This window comes from Campylobacter novaezeelandiae (genome assembly GCF_018968685.1).
Classification (GTDB): domain Bacteria; phylum Campylobacterota; class Campylobacteria; order Campylobacterales; family Campylobacteraceae; genus Campylobacter_D; species Campylobacter_D novaezeelandiae.
This window is the reverse complement of record NZ_CP076657.1, coordinates 1,309,908-1,325,181: the sequence shown is the minus strand read 5'-3', so window position 1 is coordinate 1,325,181 and position 15,274 is coordinate 1,309,908. Positions and strand designations below refer to the sequence as shown.

General features: G+C 27.5%; 17 protein-coding genes. 9 read left to right on the top strand and 8 right to left on the bottom strand.

What is annotated here, in order from left to right:
- The first annotated feature begins 107 nt into the window (after window positions 1–107).
- Both CNZW441b_RS06720 and CNZW441b_RS06715 read left to right on the top strand, forming a co-directional pair.
- Window positions 108–1,469: an MFS transporter gene (locus tag CNZW441b_RS06720; protein WP_131165652.1), complete on the top strand. Its 1,362-nt coding sequence runs from the start codon at window positions 108–110 to the stop codon at window positions 1,467–1,469.
- Window positions 1,469–2,476 carry a nucleoside hydrolase gene (locus CNZW441b_RS06715; protein WP_131163831.1) on the top strand — a complete coding sequence of 336 codons (1,008 nt, stop codon included), beginning with the start codon at window positions 1,469–1,471 and terminating at the stop codon, window positions 2,474–2,476. Before CNZW441b_RS06720 ends, CNZW441b_RS06715 begins: the two co-directional genes overlap by 1 nt.
- On the opposite strand, the gene CNZW441b_RS06710 is transcribed toward CNZW441b_RS06715, so the two are convergent.
- From CNZW441b_RS06710 to CNZW441b_RS06700, 3 genes are all read right to left on the bottom strand, one after another.
- Window positions 2,432–2,863: a YqaA family protein gene (locus CNZW441b_RS06710; RefSeq protein WP_131163803.1), complete on the bottom strand. Its 432-nt coding sequence runs from the start codon at window positions 2,861–2,863 to the stop codon at window positions 2,432–2,434. The two genes, CNZW441b_RS06715 and CNZW441b_RS06710, sit on opposite strands and share 45 nt — an antisense overlap.
- 30 nt (window positions 2,864–2,893) lie before the next feature.
- Window positions 2,894–5,716 (bottom strand): excinuclease ABC subunit UvrA, encoded by a 2,823-nt coding sequence (gene uvrA / locus CNZW441b_RS06705; RefSeq protein WP_216681349.1) that lies wholly within the window; start codon window positions 5,714–5,716, stop codon window positions 2,894–2,896.
- An 82-nt stretch (window positions 5,717–5,798) separates the two neighbouring features.
- On the bottom strand, window positions 5,799–6,584 hold the full coding sequence (locus CNZW441b_RS06700; RefSeq protein ID WP_131163805.1) for a sulfite exporter TauE/SafE family protein: 786 nt from the start codon (window positions 6,582–6,584) through the stop codon (window positions 5,799–5,801).
- A gap of 160 nt (window positions 6,585–6,744) precedes the next feature.
- Here CNZW441b_RS06700 and CNZW441b_RS06695 point away from each other — a divergent pair, with 160 nt between their 5' ends.
- From CNZW441b_RS06695 to CNZW441b_RS06685, 3 genes are read left to right on the top strand one after another with little or no spacing between them, the layout of a single operon-like run.
- A complete protein-coding gene (locus CNZW441b_RS06695) occupies window positions 6,745–7,173 on the top strand; it encodes a chemotaxis protein CheX (RefSeq protein WP_131163806.1) in 429 nt (142 codons plus the stop codon).
- Complete coding sequence (gene fliN, locus CNZW441b_RS06690) at window positions 7,166–7,474, top strand: flagellar motor switch protein FliN (RefSeq protein WP_131163807.1); 309 nt, start codon at window positions 7,166–7,168, stop codon at window positions 7,472–7,474. The genes CNZW441b_RS06695 and fliN overlap by 8 nt, the downstream gene beginning before the upstream one ends.
- Window positions 7,474–8,274, top strand: a complete 801-nt coding sequence (locus tag CNZW441b_RS06685) for a hypothetical protein (protein ID WP_131163808.1) — start codon at window positions 7,474–7,476, stop codon at window positions 8,272–8,274. The genes fliN and CNZW441b_RS06685 overlap by 1 nt, the downstream gene beginning before the upstream one ends.
- Here CNZW441b_RS06685 and CNZW441b_RS06680 read toward each other — a convergent pair.
- The 5 genes from CNZW441b_RS06680 to plsY form a co-directional block, all read right to left on the bottom strand.
- Window positions 8,262–9,716 (bottom strand): Ppx/GppA phosphatase family protein, encoded by a 1,455-nt coding sequence (locus CNZW441b_RS06680; protein WP_131163809.1) that lies wholly within the window; start codon window positions 9,714–9,716, stop codon window positions 8,262–8,264. The two genes, CNZW441b_RS06685 and CNZW441b_RS06680, sit on opposite strands and share 13 nt — an antisense overlap.
- Window positions 9,716–9,961: a YfhL family 4Fe-4S dicluster ferredoxin gene (locus CNZW441b_RS06675; protein ID WP_131163810.1), complete on the bottom strand. Its 246-nt coding sequence runs from the start codon at window positions 9,959–9,961 to the stop codon at window positions 9,716–9,718. Before CNZW441b_RS06675 ends, CNZW441b_RS06680 begins: the two co-directional genes overlap by 1 nt.
- A 111-nt stretch (window positions 9,962–10,072) precedes the next feature.
- Entirely contained in the window at window positions 10,073–10,744 is a 672-nt protein-coding gene (gene hsrA / locus CNZW441b_RS06670; RefSeq protein WP_131163811.1) for a homeostatic response regulator transcription factor HsrA, read from the bottom strand.
- A 78-nt stretch (window positions 10,745–10,822) separates the two neighbouring features.
- A complete protein-coding gene (locus CNZW441b_RS06665) occupies window positions 10,823–11,143 on the bottom strand; it encodes a dihydroneopterin aldolase (RefSeq protein ID WP_216681348.1) in 321 nt (106 codons plus the stop codon).
- Window positions 11,128–11,739 (bottom strand): glycerol-3-phosphate 1-O-acyltransferase PlsY, encoded by a 612-nt coding sequence (plsY, locus tag CNZW441b_RS06660; protein ID WP_216681347.1) that lies wholly within the window; start codon window positions 11,737–11,739, stop codon window positions 11,128–11,130. Before plsY ends, CNZW441b_RS06665 begins: the two co-directional genes overlap by 16 nt.
- 168 nt (window positions 11,740–11,907) lie before the next feature.
- On the opposite strand from plsY, the gene CNZW441b_RS06655 reads away from it, so the two are divergent.
- From CNZW441b_RS06655 to hemJ, 4 genes are all read left to right on the top strand, one after another.
- Window positions 11,908–12,942 carry a cytochrome-c peroxidase gene (locus CNZW441b_RS06655; RefSeq protein ID WP_131163814.1) on the top strand — a complete coding sequence of 345 codons (1,035 nt, stop codon included), beginning with the start codon at window positions 11,908–11,910 and terminating at the stop codon, window positions 12,940–12,942.
- Window positions 12,943–13,032: 90 nt separating this feature from the next.
- Window positions 13,033–14,370, top strand: a complete 1,338-nt coding sequence (gene glmM, locus CNZW441b_RS06650) for a phosphoglucosamine mutase (protein ID WP_131163815.1) — start codon at window positions 13,033–13,035, stop codon at window positions 14,368–14,370.
- Window positions 14,363–14,824, top strand: coding sequence for a signal peptidase II (lspA, locus tag CNZW441b_RS06645; RefSeq protein ID WP_131163816.1), 462 nt, complete (start codon window positions 14,363–14,365; stop codon window positions 14,822–14,824). The genes glmM and lspA overlap by 8 nt, the downstream gene beginning before the upstream one ends.
- Window positions 14,821–15,273, top strand: a complete 453-nt coding sequence (gene hemJ / locus CNZW441b_RS06640) for a protoporphyrinogen oxidase HemJ (RefSeq protein WP_131163817.1) — start codon at window positions 14,821–14,823, stop codon at window positions 15,271–15,273. The genes lspA and hemJ overlap by 4 nt, the downstream gene beginning before the upstream one ends.
- Window position 15,274 lies beyond the last annotated feature (1 nt).

Here is a 15,274-nt window from a genome sequence, read left to right as displayed (position 1 = left end):
TAACTTAAAAATTAGGAAAAATCATTTAAATTGAAAGTTGATAATAGGTATTTAAGCAAAATTAGTATATTTTTTCATCTTTTAAATTTATATTTTTAAGGAAAAATATGTCAAATAAACAAGCTTGTAGTATTGCAGATCAAAATTTTAATACTCCAGATGGAAAAAAAGCCTTCAAAAAAGCTATATTTTCTTGTTGGCTTGGAACAGCTTTAGAATATGCTGATTTTGCACTCTATGGTTTAGCTGCAGCAACTATTTTTTCGGAAGTATTTTTTCCAGAACAAACACCAGTAATAGCTCTTTTGCTTTCATTTGTAACCTATGGTATAGGTTTTATTGCAAGACCTATAGGAGCTTTATTTTTTGGATATTTAGGAGATAAATACGGAAGAAAAAATATTATGATGATAACTATTGCTTTAATGGGAATTTCTACAACTCTTATAGGTTTTATTCCAAGCTATGCTGTTATAGGAATTTGGGCGCCACTTTGTCTAGTTATTTTAAGATTCATGCAAGGTTTAGGAGCAGGAGCAGAACTTTCAGGTGGAACAATTATGCTTGGAGAATATGCTCCTAGTAAAAGAAGAGGACTTGTTTCTTCTGTTATAGCATTAGGATCTAATAGTGGAACTTTGCTTGCCTCTTTTGTGTGGCTTTTAGTCGTGCAAATAGATGATGAATCTTTTAAAGAATGGGGCTGGAGAATTCCTTTTATCGGAAGCTTTTTTATTGTTTTATTTGCTCTTTATTTGCGTATTTTTATTAAAGAAAGTCCTGTTTTTGAAAAACAAAAAGAAGAAATGTTAAAAATTAGAGCACAAAATGTGAAAGAATTAGAAGAAGACACAAGAACTTTTTGGCAAAAAAGTAAAGCATTTTGGATTATGGTTGGTTTAAGAATAGGAGAAAATGGACCATCTTATTTGGCACAAGGTTTTATAGTAGGTTATGTTACTAAGATTTTGCTTTTAGATAAATCAGTAGCTACAACAGCAGTTTTAAGTGCCTCTTTATTTGGATTTTTAATCATACCTTTAGCAGGTTATTTAAGTGATAAATTTGGAAGAAAAATAACTTATAGAACTTTTTGTTTTCTTTTAATGTTATATGCTTTTCCTGCTTTTATGTTGCTTGATAGTAGAGATGAAATTGTAGTTATTTTAACTATTATCGTAGGAATGTCTTTAGCATCTTTAGGAATTTTTGGAGTTCAGGCTGCTTGGGGTGTTGAAATGTTTGGAGTTAAAAATCGTTATACTAAAATGGCTTTTGCAAAAGAATTAGGCTCTATCCTTTCTGGTGGAAGTGCCCCTATGATAGCTTCTTTCTTGCTTGCTTATTATGGCACTTGGATTCCTATAGCGATTTATTTTGTTGTAACTGCTGGTATAGGATTTGTTACTACATTTTTTGCTCCAGAAACAAGAGGAAGGGATTTAAATTTAATTAAAGATGCTATATGATCCATTTGATTTTAGATACTGATATTGGTAATGGTATAGCAGGAGCTAATACAGATGATGGCTTAGCTCTTGCTTTAATTTTGGCTTCTAAAGAAATTAAACTTGAAATGATAAGCACTGTAAGCGGTAATGTATCTAATATTATAGCTTATAGTGTGGCAAAGCATTTTTTAAAACTTTGGAATTTAAATATCCCTGTGTATTTAGGGGCTAATTCTGCTTTAAAAGAGCCTATGAAACCTTGGCGTGATAGACTTGATAATAGTGTTAAAAAACAAAATTTAAAATCCCTTTGGGATACTATAAAAAAACCTAAAATAATGAAAAATATAATACCTAATGCCCCTTTGAAAATGGGTGAGCTTATAATGCAAAATCCTAAAAAAATTTCAATTTGTGCTATAGGTCCTCTTACAAATATAGCTATTGCTATGAGACTTTTTAAAGATTTTGATAAAAATGTAAAAGAAATTCATATTATGGGGGGAAGTTTTGATATGCCCTCATATATCAAAGATACAAATTTTGGTTTTGATCCAGAAGCAGCCAATATAGTTTTAAATTCTAAAGCAAAAATTGTTTTAGCTCCTTATAATGCTACTATGCAAACTTTATTAACACATAAAGATTTAGATGAACTAGAAAATAAAAATGAACTTTGCAATTATTTAATTCAAACTTTAAGAGCTTGGATTTATTATGCTAGTCATACAAGGGGGACAAAGGGAACTTGGATTCATGATGCTTTAAGCGTTGCTTATATGCTTGATGAAAGTATTGCAGAATTTGATGAATATTTTGTAGATGTTGTTTGTGATAGCTCTTTGGTAAGAGGTTTAGCTTATCGTGTTGAGAAAGAGCCTAAATTAAGTTTAGGTTTAAATTTAAAAGAAAAAAGATCAGTGAAAGTTTTAAAAAATATAAATAATCCTAAACTTTTAGAACTTATTAAAACAAGATTATTAAAAGGAATTTGCTATAAAAATTATAAAAATATAACGACTTAATTTTCCAAGAGTGATAAAAATAATAGCTCTTATAAGAGAGTATTTAGCAAATCCAAGTCCTAAAACAAAGATATCTCCTACTATAGGTAAAAAGCTTAAGAAAGAAAATATTGCTCCAAAGCGGTTAAAATTAATGCTTAGTTTTTCCAATTTTTTTAAAGAATTTGAAAAATATTTTTCTAAAATTTTTTGTTTTCCTAAAAAGGCAAGAGTATAAGTGCTTAAACTTCCTAAGGTATTTCCTAAGGTAGCTATAAAAAGGACTAAATAAGGATTAAAATTAAATTTGATAAAAGCAAGCACGAAAGCTTCGCTTGCAAGTGGAAGAAGAGTGCTTGAGAGAAAACTTGCAAGAAAAAGCATAGGATAACTAAGGGTTTCAAACATTTAAAGCCTTATTTAGGTAATTATTTTAAATTAATTTTTAGCACTCTTGAGTTCTAAATTTAAATAATATCCTGTATAAGAACCTGTTTTTTTATGTTCTTTTGCTACTTTTTCTACATTACCACTTGCTATAATCTTACCTCCTTTAATTCCGCCTTCTGGTCCCATATCTATAATATAATCAGCATTTTTAATTACATCTAAATTATGCTCAATTACAAAAACTGAATTTTTTAGATCCACTAAATGCTGTAAAACACAAATAAGTTTATTAACATCTTCAAAATGAAGTCCTGTGGTAGGCTCATCTAGAATATAAAGAGTTTTGCCTGTGTCACTTCTGCTTAATTCTTTAGCAAGTTTGATTCTTTGAGCTTCTCCTCCACTTAGGGTTGTGGCGTTTTGTCCTAAAGTAAGATAATTAAGCCCCACCTTAACTAAAGTTTCAAGTTTTTGGCGAATTTTAGGCACAGAGCTAAAAAATTCATATGCTTCTAAAACACTCATCTTTAAAATATCTGAAATATTTTTATCTTTATATTTGATTTCTAAAGTAGCTTCATTATAACGTTTTCCATTGCAGGTATCACAAATAACCATCACATCAGGTAAAAAGTGCATTTCTATTTTAATTTCTCCATCTCCGCTACATTTTTCACACCTTCCACCTTTTACATTAAATGAAAATCTTCCAGCTTTGTAACCTCTGACTTTGGCTTCTTTGGTAGCTGCAAAAAGATTGCGAATTTCATCCATAACTCCTGTATAGGTAGCGGGATTAGATCTTGGAGTACGTCCAATAGGACTTTGATCAAGATAGATAACTTTATCAAGCTGTTCTAAACCTTCTATTTCAACCCCGCCTAATTTTTTTACTTTTTTAGCATGATTTAAAGATTCTTGTGCAAATGGAAGCAAAGTTTGCAATATAAGAGAACTTTTTCCACTACCAGAAACACCTGTAATAGCTACAAGATTTTGTAAGGGAAATTTGGCATTTAAATTTGATATATTATTGATATTTACATTTTTAACCTCAAGATAATGTTCTTGTTTTCTATTTTTTTGCCAAGAAATTTGTTTTTTTCTATTCATATAAAGAGCTGTTTCACTTTTACTTTTTAAAAGTTCTTTATAGGTTCCGCTAAAAACAACTTCTCCGCCAAATTTTCCAGCTTTTGGGCCAATATCAACTATAAAATCAGCCTCTTCGATCGTCATTTTATCGTGTTCTACAACAATAAGTGTATTTCCTTTTTGCTGTAAATTTCTTAAAGTTTTGATGAGTTTTGCTGTGTCTCTTTCATGAAGTCCAATACTTGGTTCATCTAAAACATACATTACTCCACTTAAACCACTTCCAATTTGTGATGCAATACGTATTCTTTGAGCTTCCCCACCGCTAATTGTTCTAGCATCACGCCCTAAAGAAAGGTAGCCAAGACCTACATCAAAAAGAAAAAATAATCTTTCATTGATTTCTTTAAGTATAGGCTTTGCTATGAGTTTTTGTTGGGTATTTAGATAATCAAAATTACTTTCTTTTGAAAAAAATGCACTTGAGTTTTCTATACTCATATCCAAAATTTCTCCCAATCCTTTATTGGCTACTTTTACAGCTAAGCTTTCTGGCTTTAAACGATGAGCATTGCAATCTTTGCAAATTTTTTCACTCATGTATTCATTTAAATCTTTATCATCTTTTAAAATGTCATAAGCTATTTTGATTACACCTTCAAAAGTTCGTTTTAAGCGGTTTCTTTTCCAGAAAAAATCTATAGTTTTTGCATTGCCATATAAGACAAGACGTTTTTGTTCTTCATTAAGTTCAAAAAAAGGAATTTTAGTAGGAATTTCATTTTGTTCACAAAAGGCAATTAAAAATTTATAATAATAGCTTTTGTTAAAGCCATACATTGTTTTAACAGCCCCATTTTCAATGCTTAAATTCTCATCAATAATTTTTTTCATATCCAGAGTATAGCGAATTCCTAAGCCATCACAAGCTTCGCAAGCTCCTTTTGGAGAATTGAAAGAAAAGCTTAAAGGCTCAAGTGGCATAAAAGAAATTTTACAATCAAAACAAGCAGAATGAATACTATAATGATAATGTTTATTTAAACCTAATTCTTCATTGTTTAAAACTTCTAATTCTATTTCTCCAAAACTTTCTTCTAATCCTTTTTCAATATCACTTGCAAGACGTGAAAGCAAATCTTCTTGAATTTCTAATCTATCAATTACAAGTTTAATGGTATGTTTTTTTGTTTTTGAAAGCTCTATATCTTCATCTAAGCGCACCAAAACTCCATCAATTTGTGCTCTTATATAACCTTTATTGCGTAAATTTTCAAGTAAATCTGCATAGGTTCCTTTTTTCTCTCTAACTAAAGGAGCATAAAGAATAATTTTTGCTCCTTTAGGAAATTTTAAAATTTCTGAGATAATATCTTCTGTATTCATTGAGCTTATTTTTTTACCACATTGATGGCAATGTTGTATCCCAATTCTTGCATATAAAAGTCTTAAATAATCATAAATTTCAGTAATAGTTCCAACAGTAGAGCGCGGATTTTTAGAGGTTGTTTTTTGATCAATTGCGATAGCAGGAGTCAATCCTTCAATTTTATCAACATCAGGTTTTCCCACTTTATCTAAAAATTGTCTTGCATAAGCACTTAAACTTTCTATATAGCGACGCTGTCCTTCAGCGTAGAGAGTTCCAAAAGCTAAAGTAGATTTACCAGATCCTGAAAGACCTGTGAATACTATAAGTTTATTTTTTGGAATTTCAAGATTAATATTTTTAAGATTGTTTTCTTTTGCCCCTATGATTTTTATCATGTCATTCATTTTTTTTCCTAAAAACTAATTAAATTTAGAATTCTAGCATAAAAATAAAACTTTAGAGTTTTTGTATTGCATTTAATTTTACTTAAAAAACTATAATACCGAGTTTTTTAAGTAAAGAATGTGTAGTTGCTAGTATAGATAAGGCATAAATGCAAAGTAAGATTTTGCGGTGAGATGAAATTTTCATTTTTTCTATTATTTTAATACCTATAAAAACTCCTATCATTGAAGCAATTCCTACTATTATACCTTTGTGAATCACTTCATTATCGATTATATTTGAATTTGAAAAAGAGATAATTCCAGAGATTGAAGCAAATATTACAAAAAATAAAGATAAAGAAACAACTTTTTTACTATCATACCCTAAAAAATAAGCCAAAATTGGAGCAATTAATAATCCTCCTCCAATACCTAAAGAAATGGCAAAAATTCCTGTAAAAGCTCCAGCTATAAATAAAATTATATTTTTTTGTAAGGCACTTTTATTGTTTTGAATGACATTTTCTTTAATCCCAAAAGCATATTTTATAAAAGAAATACAACTTACACCTAAAAATATAGATGTTAAACTAACATCACTTAAGTATTTTAAAAGTATTCCACTAAAACTTGCGCCTAAAAGACCCCCTAAACCTATATAAATTCCATCTTTTAAATTTAAATTCTTTTTCTTGTAATTTAAATAAGAACCAAAAATTGCAGCAAAAATCATTTGTAAAACTGAAATTCCAATAGCAGAATGAGAACTTGCTCCTAAAATTAACATAGTAGGAACTATTATCATTCCGCCGCCTATACCAAAAAGTCCAGAAGCCATTCCTGATATAATTCCTATAATAAAATAAGGCAAATCCATAAAATCCATTGTAATATCCTACATTTTTACATTTAATGAAATAATATTTATATATACAAATTAAAATATTTTTTTTATAAAATTAAAATAAATTCTTTAACAATAATTAAGAATTTTAAATATTTTTTGTATTATAATTAAAGATAAATTTATTTTTGAGGTATAGATTATGTTAGATATTCTTGGGCATTCAACTACTCATTTTTATAATCATATTTTAAAAATGCATATTAAAAAAATGAAAAATATAAGAAAAGATGAATTTTATGCAACTTCTATTTCTATTAAAAAGCATGAAATAGAAAATATTTTTTATTTATTTTTTTCTCAACCAATTTTAAAAGAAATTGCTAATATATTAATGCCAGATGAAGATTTAAATGAAAATGATTGGCAAGATCTTACTAAAGAATGCACTAATCAAATTATAGGACATATGAAAAAATCACTCAACGATGCATTGGGAAAAGATGAATATAAGCTTGGAATTCCAAAATATCTTGGAAAAACTAATCCTTCAAGCGTTAAACTTGATGAATTTTTAGTATATAAATTAAATAATCATTATTTTAAAATAGGTTTTAATAATCATGAATGATGAAATTGAATTTGGTAACTATCATGGCTTGCTTCATTCTTATGAAGATATTTTAGATATTACGGTTGATTTTGTTAGCGAGCTTGGAACAACTAATATGAGTGTTAATGAGCTTTTAAAACTAGAAGTAGGTTCTGTTATAGATCTTGAAAAACCAGCAGGAGAAAGTGTTGAACTTTATATTAATAAAAGAATTTTTGGAAAAGGTGAAGTTATGGTATATGAGAAAAATCTTGCCATAAGGATAAATGAGATTTTAGATTCTAAAACTGTTTTACAATATTTTAAAAAAGAAATTTAATGAGAATTTTATTTATCTTTTTTTGTTTTTTAATTCCACTGGTTGCTACTAATTTAACTGATTATAACATTTATAATAGAAATGATAGAGTTGATTTGATGCTTTCTTTTGATAGCGTTTATAAGGGTAATATTTCTCAAAGAAAAGAAAAAAAAATATTAGAACTTATTTTTAATGATCTTAAATATTCTAAAAATGAAGTAAAAAATCTTCAGTCTAAATTTATGGATAAAATCGTAATTAGTTCAAAAAATAATAAAACATATATTATGTTTCATAATAAAGAAGAAATCAATTTAAATGTTAGCTCTATTAATGATAAATTTGGAATTAGAGTCAGAATTACCCCTTTAAATCAAAGCAATACTAATACTGAAGGATTATCACCAAAACCAAATTTAAGTTCTGAAAATCTCTTTAAAACTAAAGAAAATATGCCACAAGAATATAATTATACCAATTATATTTTAATTATATTGGTTTTGATAGTTTTATTGATTGCTCTTTTATGGTTGAAAAAAAATATGCTTAATAGAAAAAATGTAAATATAAAAAATTTTAGTATTATTTTTCAAAAACCTTTGGATAGAAATAACCAATTTATGATTTTAGAATATAATTTAAAACGCTATGTAATGATTATAGGACAATCCAATCTTCTTTTAGAAAGTACTGAAATTTCAGATGATAAGATACAAAAAGATTCCAATGATAAAAATTTTAATTCTTTTTTTGAAGAAAATAAGAGAAAAATTCAAAATTTAATTAATGAGAAAAGAAAAAATAATCAAGGCATTTGATTTATGCTTATATTTATATTACTAGGTTTGGTAATCTTTTTGATTTCATCTTTAGATAAATTAAGTTTTTGATTTTCATTGTAAATATAAAGTGTATCTTTATAAAAAGAAAAATTAATTTTTTCTTCACTAAAACTTAATGTTTTTGCAAGCGTTAACATAAATCCTAGCCAAGTTATAATTTGAGAATTTGGCAAAAGCTGTTTAAAATGTTCTAAATTATATGGAATAGCTTTTTTTCCATTTAATTTAATAATGGTAGCAATGAGAACTTTTTCTTTATGCGAAAAGCCATAGTTTAAACCACCTAAGATAAAATTTGCTGAATGCTCGTTTGCAAAATAAAAATTCAAATATTCTCCAATATGACAAAGTTTTGAAGCAACTATTAAGATATTTTTATAGTATATGTTAAGATTATGCGATTCTTTGAGTGTATCAAAAATTTGCAAAGCATACTGTGATGTTTTGCTTTTGGTGTTATTGGTTAAAAATCTATCTTGTAAAGATTTTAGACTAGGATTAAAATTATTTGGAAAATATTTTAATGGTCTTAATAGATCTTGTAAATATATACCTTCTCTAATCCCAACACCACTTGTTATAATTTGTTTAGCTTTGATTTTTTGAGCAATTTTTAAAAAAATCAAAGCGCCTTCTTTAATGGTATCAAAACGATCTTTTTTAATACCAAAATCAATGAGAGAATTAATATCAGTATTTAAAATTTTAAAGATATAATCTTTTTCATCTTCAAAATTGTATCTAAAATCATGTAAATTCTTTAAGGGATAAGAATTTTTTTGCATAATAGAACTTGAAATGGCTCTTAAACTTCCTCCAATGGCTATAAGATTACTATTACAAAATGTTTCGGGAATAAGTTTTAAGGTAGATTCCAAAAATTCATCTAATTTTTTTGTATTTTTATTAAAAAGCTCTTTTAGTCTAACTGTTCCTATATCAAGTGAAATGCAGTCAATAATTTTTCTATTTTTAATTAAACAAAGCTCACTTGAACCCCCGCCTATATCTAAGGTTGTTCCATCTTTAAAAGTGCTTAATAAATTTAAGGCAGCTAACCCTCCTAAATAGGATTCATTTTTTCCATCAATACAACGGATGTTTAATTGAAGTTTATTTTTTATTCTTTTTATAAACTCTTTTGAATTAGGGGCGTCTCTTAGAGCAGAAGTGCCGACTATAAAAATTTTCTTACATTTATTTTTGAGTGCACATTGTTTAAAAAAACTTAAAGTTTCTTCAGCTCTTTGCATAGCTTCTTTTTGTAAAATTTTTTTATTATTATAGGAATTCTCTCCTAAACGGACTTTTCTTTTAAATTCATGAGTAGTATAAAATCCATATCGTGAAGTTTTTTCAAAAATAACCATTCTAATTGAATTAGAACCCAAATCAACAACAGCAGTCCTTTTGGCCATTAATGCTCTCTACGTTTATTTTTTAGACGTAATTCTTCTATACTTTCAACATTATCTGGATCTGGAATAATACATTCATAAGGACAAGCAACGATACAAGCTGGCTCTGAAAAATCATTTACACATTCTGAACAAAGATCAGGATCTATAACATAGATAGGGCTATTTTCATAGATAGCATTATCAGGACATTCTTCTCTACAAGCATCACAACAAACGCAATCTTTGGTTATTAAAAGAGACATTTTAATTGCACCTTTCAGATATATTTTTTGTTTTATACAATAATAAAACTTAAATATAATATAAAATTTTAAGTAATAAAATTAAGAAATTTTTTGCCATTATGCAAAAAATTAAGATTTTTTAGGAAAACAAAAACGATATCCTCTACGACGTACAGTTTCGATAGTAGAAATATTTAATGGTTTATCCATTTTTTGACGAATTTGATTAATTGCTACTTCAATTACATTTGGTGTAACAAGTTCAGGTTCTTCCCAGATAGCATCAAGTAATTGCTCTTTAGAAACAATTTGATCTGAATGTCTAGCTAAATGAGTTAAAACTTCAAAAGGTTTTCCTTTAAGCTCTATATCTTGCCCCTTATAAGTTATCTTTTCTTCATCAGGATCTATGGTTAATTCTTCAATTTTTATTACATTGGTTCCACCAAGTCTTAATCTTGCTTCAATTCTTGCCATTAATATATCAAAATCTATATTTTTCTTAACAAAATCATCCGCACCTGCTTTTAAAACTTTAATTTCAGTTTCTTTATCTGTTTTTGAAGACATAATAATAATTGAAGTTCTTGGGGATTTTTGTTTTATGATATTTATAAGATCAGCTCCATCTCCATCTGGAAGATTCCAGCTTGCTAAAACTAAGTCATAATGTCTAATTCCAATAAAATATTCTCCGTCTTTAAAATTTTCAGAAGAGTCAGTTTGATAACCAAAGCTATTAAGATTATCTATAATACTTTTATTTAAATTTATTTCATCTTCTATTACTAAAATTCTCATTATATTATCCTTCTCATAAGAAAAATTTAAAAAATTATAACATAGCTTAAGTAAATATTCAAATAACTTAAAAAAATATTAATATTTTTTTTTAAAAATTACTCCAGCTTTGGTTTTTTTAATGATTTTAGGCTTAAAAACAGAAATTTTTAAAAAAATTAAAGACGGAATTTTTTCTTTTAGTTTAGCACTTACAAATTCTAAAGATTCTTCTATAGTATAGAATTTATTTTTTTTATAATATTTTTTTATTTTTTTTGTAAGTATAGAATAATCTAAAAATTCATGAGATTTTGCTTTTAATTTTACTATCACCTTTTGTTTTTTTTTACGTTCAAAAGCCAAAACGCCAATAATACATTTAAATTCTGTTTTAATATTTATTATATAATCTTGCATTCTTCTTTTAAAAACAATCTTTTAATATTTGGTAAATGTTTATAAAATATAATAAAAGTGATAATAAATACAGGTGCATGGGTTTGAATTTCTGGCATATTATAATGGTATATAAAAGAACTTCCTATAAAACTTAACAAAGCCAATAAAGAAGCTAAAGATGATATTTTAAATATCTTTCCTATAATCAACCAAACAGCTAAGGCAGTCAAAGTTTCTAAAGGCAAAAGCACCATCATAGCACCAGCTCCAGTAGCAACTCCTTTCCCACCTTCAAAAAATAAGTAAATTGAAAAACAGTGTCCAAATGCTGTTAAAACAGCAACACTCCAAAGTAGTCCTATATCATAATTTAAAGCTTTTAATGCTAAAAGCAATAGTGCAGATTTAGAAAAATCTAAAATAATGGTTATAATTGCTAATTTTTTTGCTAATTTAGGATTATCCTTTTTTACTACTCTTAAGACATTAGTTGCACCTATGCTTTTTGAACCTTGTTCTTTGATGTTGACATTAGCAAATAATTTAGCAAGAACAAAACCAAACGGAATTGATCCTAAAAGATAAGAAATTAGATAAATAATTAGATTTTCCATATAAGCCTTAAAAATTTATTTTTAAAATTATAAATAAAAAAAATAAACAAATCAAATAAGATAAAAATACTATTAATTAATTATTAATTTTTTTAGTAATTTTTATTATTAATTAAGTATTAAAAGATTAATATTTTGTTTTTATTTAAAAATATCAAGGAGTTTTTAATGAAAATTAAATTACCATTTATTATTTTAGTTTGTGGTGTTTTTTATTCTGCGAATTTAGGTGCTTTAAGTTTAGTTGATGAGGCTAAGCAATCAGGTCTGGCTTCTTTACCAAAAAATCAAAAAGAAGTTGATGATATTTTAAAACAAAATGGCGTTAAAGCAAGTCCATTTAGTATAGAAAAATCAGAGCTTGGTAAAAAACTTTATTTTGATCCTAGGCTTTCTAAAAGTAGTATAATTTCTTGTAATACTTGTCATAATTTAGGTCTAGGTGGAACAGATGGTGTTTCTACTGCTATTGGGCATAGATGGACTGCTAATCCTCATCATTTAAATTCTCCAACTGTTTATAATTCTGTTTTAAATACAACTCAGTTTTGGGATGGTAGAGCTAAAACTCTAGCAGATCAAGCTAAAGGACCTATTGAATCAGAAGCCGAAATGGCAACTCCTTCGAAACTTGCTGTAGAAAAAATTTCTTCTTTGCCTGAGTATGTAGAAGAGTTTAAAAAGATTTATGGAAAAAGTGGTGTAAATTTTGACAATATTGCTGATGCTATTGCAAATTTTGAAAGAACTCTTATTACTCCTTCTCGTTTTGATAAATTTTTAGATGGAGATGAAAATGCTTTAAATGATAAAGAAAAAAAAGGTCTTAAATTGTTCCTTGATAAAGGCTGTGTTGCATGTCATACAGGTGTAAATTTAGGTGGAAGTATGCAACCTTTCCAAGTTGCCGCTAAATATAAATTTGCAGACATTGGAGATTTTAAAGGTGATGCTAATGGTATGGTTAAAACTCCAACCTTAAGAAATATAGCAGAAACTGCTCCTTATTTTCATAATGGGGCTATTTGGTCGTTGCAAGATGCTATAAAGGAAATGGGTAGTGTTCAACTTGGAATTAAAATCACAGATCAAGAAGCAAAAAGTATAGAAATGTTTTTACATTCTTTAACAGGTGAAAAACCAAAAATTACTTATCCTCAATTTCCAGTTTCTACTGGTAAAACTCCAAAACCACAACTTTAATTAAAAAACCCTTTTTATAAGGGTTTTTATTTAATATTCTTAATTTTCGATTTGTTATAATTATTTTAAATTTTATTGTTAAGGTTTAAAATGGAACTTTTTGGAACAGATGGCGTTAGAGGAAAAGCAGGAAGTTTTTTAGATTCATTTTTAGCAATGCGTTTAGCAATGGCTGCTGGAATTTATTTTAAAGATAAAAGTCTTACTAACAATATTTTAGTAGGGAAAGATACTAGAAGAAGTGGTTATATGATTGAAAATGCTATAGTTTCTGGTCTTACTTCTATAGGATATAATGTAATACAAATTGGACCTATGCCAACACCTGCTATAGCTTTTTTAACTGAGGATATGCGCTGTGATGCAGGAATAATGATTTCAGCTTCTCATAATCCTTACTATGATAACGGTATTAAATTTTTTGATTCATATGGTAATAAACTAAATGAAGAAGCGGAAAAGAAAATAGAAGAGATATATTTTAATAATGATTTAATCGAAAATGCAAGAGTTACTATGGGTGAGATAGGTCAAGCTAAAAGGATTGATGATGTAATTGGTCGCTATATCGTTTCTATTAAAAATTCTTTTCCTAAAAATTTAACTTTAAAATCATTACGTGTTATTTTAGATGTTGCTAATGGAGCTTCTTATAAGGTTGCTCCAACTGTATTTAAGGAGCTTGGTGCTGAAGTTATTGTGATTAATGATAAGCCAAATGGTTTAAATATAAATGAAAATTGCGGAGCATTGCATCCTTTCAATTTGGCTGATGAAGTAAAAAGATTAAGAGCTGATGTGGGTTTTGCTTTTGATGGAGATGCTGATCGTTTAGTTGTGGTTGATGAAAAAGGCGAGGTAGCCAATGGTGATAGTTTATTGGGAGTTTTGGCCTTATACCTTAAAGAGCAAAATAAATTAAAATCAAGTGTAGTTGCAACTTCAATGAGCAATGGAGCTTTGAAAGAATTTTTAAATAAAAATGGTATAGATTTTCAAACTTGTAATGTTGGAGATAAATTTGTTCTTGAAAAACTAAAAGAATTGAAAGGAAATTTTGGTGGAGAACAAAGTGGGCATATTATCTTTAGTGACTATGCCAAAACAGGAGATGGGCTTATTGCAGCTTTGCAATTTAGTGCTTTAATGCTTACTAAGAAAAAAGCTGCTAGTGTGATTTTAGGACAGATAAAACCTTATCCGCAGCTTTTAGTAAATTTAAAAATTTCAGAGAAAAAAGATTTAGAAAAAATAAAAGGCTTAAAAGAGCTTATTAAGGAATTAAAAAATAAAAATATTAATGCTTTATTTAGATATTCTGGCACTGAAAATCTTATACGCTTGCTTTTAGAAGCTAAAGAGGGAAAAATTTTAGAAAAAGAAATGAAAAATGTTGTTGCATTTTTTAAGAAAGCATTAAATGATTGATAAAATAAAATACCAAATTTTATTTTGGTTTAGTTTTGTTATAGTTTTTATTTTTGATCAATGGTTTAAATATTTAATTTTAAATGGACTACGCTATCAAAGCGAATATTTAGATCTTACTTTTGCTTTAAATACTGGTGTAGCCTTTTCTATGTTTAGTTTTTTAGAGCATTATCTTAAATATATACATCTTATTGTTATTATTATTTTATTTATTTATCTTTTTAATCAGAAAATTTTTTTAAAAAAACATCTTATTGCCTTTGGTATGATACTAGGCGCAGGAAGTTCAAATTTATTTGACCGTTTTGTTCACGGAGGCGTTGTTGATATGTTTTTTTGGCATAAATGGTTTGAATTTGCTATTTTTAATATAGCAGATGTAATGATTAATTTAGGAGTATTTTTAATTTTAATACAAGAAATTTTTATAAAGAAAGAAGGAAGAAAATGACAGAATGGATTAATGAATATTATCTTTGGATAAAATGGGTGCATTATTTAGCATTTGTTTCTTGGATGGCTGGTCTTTTTTACTTGCCAAGGCTTTTTGTATATCATGCTGAGAATAATCAAAATCAAGGTTTTGTTGAAGTTGTGAAAATTCAGGAGAGAAAACTTTATTTTGCTATTCAAACCCCTGCTATGATAGTAACTTTAATTAGCGGAAGCTTAATGTTGCATGCTCATAAAGAAGTTTTAATGGTTGGTTCTGGATATATGCATGTAAAGCTTACTTGTGTAACTCTTTTAATCATTTTTCATATACATAATTATTTTTGTCTAAAAGCTTTAGCAAATGGCACCTCTAAAAAAAGTGGAAAGTATTTTAGAATTTATAATGAATTTCCAACCATTATGTTTATTATAATTGCATGGATGATAGTTTTACGTCCTTTTTAAT